The 1,769-nt window shown below is 70.0% G+C and carries 1 protein-coding gene; it reads left to right on the forward strand.

What is annotated here, in order from left to right:
* Positions 1-96: 96 nt before the first annotated feature.
* A partial coding sequence (locus ACIBLA_RS37555; protein WP_399201147.1) for an IS1182 family transposase occupies positions 97-1,769 on the forward strand: 1,673 nt, incomplete at its 3' end.

Genomic DNA, 1,769 nt, shown 5'->3' on the forward strand with positions numbered 1-1,769 from the left:
GGATGCTGTTGGTTTATTCGGCCCGCTGCGTGACGTCGGTCCCCATGACCCGGTTGTGGTCATGGGGACCGACGTTGTTTTGTGGGGTGGGTGTCGATGTCGATGCAGCCGAAGGGGCCGGGGGCCATTCCGGCGGAGACGGTGCGGGTGGCCCGGGCCGCGTTCCCGAAGGGGAGCCTGGCGATCCGGGTCCGGGACGAGCTGGGGCCGATGTTCCGCGACGAGGACTTCTCGGATCTGTTCGCCTCACGAGGCCGGCCCGCCTGGTCACCTGCCGGGCTGGCGCTGGTGTCGGTGTTGCAGTTCGTGGAGGGGCTGACCGACCGCCAGGCCGCGGAGGCGGTGCGGGCACGGATCGACTTCAAGTACGCACTCGGGCTCCAACTCGACGATCCCGGCTTCGACTTCTCGGTGTTGTCGGAGTTCCGGGACCGGTTGGCCGGGGCGGACGGTGGGCGGCGGGTGCTGGATGGTGTGCTGGCCGCCGCCCGGGAGAAGGGGTTGCTCAAGAGCGCGGGCCGGGCCCGCACGGACGCCACGCATGTGCTCTCGGCGGCCCGTGATCTGTGCTGGCTGGAGCAGGTGGCCGAGACACTGCGGGCGGCGTTGAACGCGCTCGCTCAGGCTGCCCCGGAATGGTTGTCCGAGATCGCGGAGCCGGACTGGTTCAGGCATTACGCCACCCGGGCCGAGGACTCCCGGTTCCCCAAGGCCCGCGCGAAGCGGGACGAGGTGGGGCTGCGGATCGGCCGGGACGGGACACACCTGCTGGAAGCCGTCTTCGGCGTCGGCGCCCCCGCGGCACTCCGCTCGCTGGATGAGGTCGAGGTTCTGCGCCAGGTCTGGGTCCAGCACTTCCACCGGGTGGACGGCGAGGTGAAGCGGCGGGGCCCAAAAGACCGGCCGCCGGGCGCGGCGCGCCTGGTCAGCCCTTATGACCCCGACGCCCGTGTCGGCGTCAAACGAGCCACCATGTGGGACGGATACAAGGTCCATCTCACCGAGACCTGCGGCGAGATCAACGCTCCGAACCTGATCACCAACGTGGCCACCACGGTGGCGACTGTCGCGGACAGCGCGATGAACGAGGAGATCCACACCTCCCTCGCCGTCCGCGACTGCCTGCCCGCCGAGCACTGGGTGGATGCCGGATATCCCACCGCCGCCCATGTCCTCGCCGCCCGCGACCGCCATGGTGTCGAACTGCGCGGGCCGCTGGTCAAGAACACCTCGTCCCAGGCCAAGGGCGCTTTCACGCTGGACGCGTTCACCGTCGACTGGAAAACCCAGCAGGTGACCTGCCCCGGCGGTGTCACCGCCACGGACTGGTACCCCCGCAACGATTCCAAGGGCCTGCCCGTCATCCGCGTCAGGTTCCCCGCCAGCCGCTGCGGCCCCTGCCCCCACCTGCGGGACTGCGTCAGCTCAGCCACCGGCCGCCGCCGGGAACTCATGCTGCGGCAACAGCAGACCGAGCACGATGCCATCCGCAGTATCCGCGCCGAGCAGCAGAACGACGCCTGGAAAGAGCGCTACAAGATCCGGGCCGGCGTCGAGGGCACCATCTCCCAAGCAGTAGGGCGCTGCGGCCTGCGCAGATCCCGCTACCGCGGCCTCGCGAAGACCAGCCTTCAGCACCAGTTCACCGGGGCCGCGATCAACTTCGCCCGCATCGACGCCCACCTCGCCGGCACACCCCGAGCCCGCACCCGCACCAGCCACTTCGCAGCGCTGTGCCCCGCCGAGCTAACGCTCGACGGGGCACAAGC

It is taken from the genome of Streptomyces sp. NPDC050433, assembly GCF_044458565.1.
Taxonomy (GTDB): domain Bacteria; phylum Actinomycetota; class Actinomycetes; order Streptomycetales; family Streptomycetaceae; genus Streptomyces.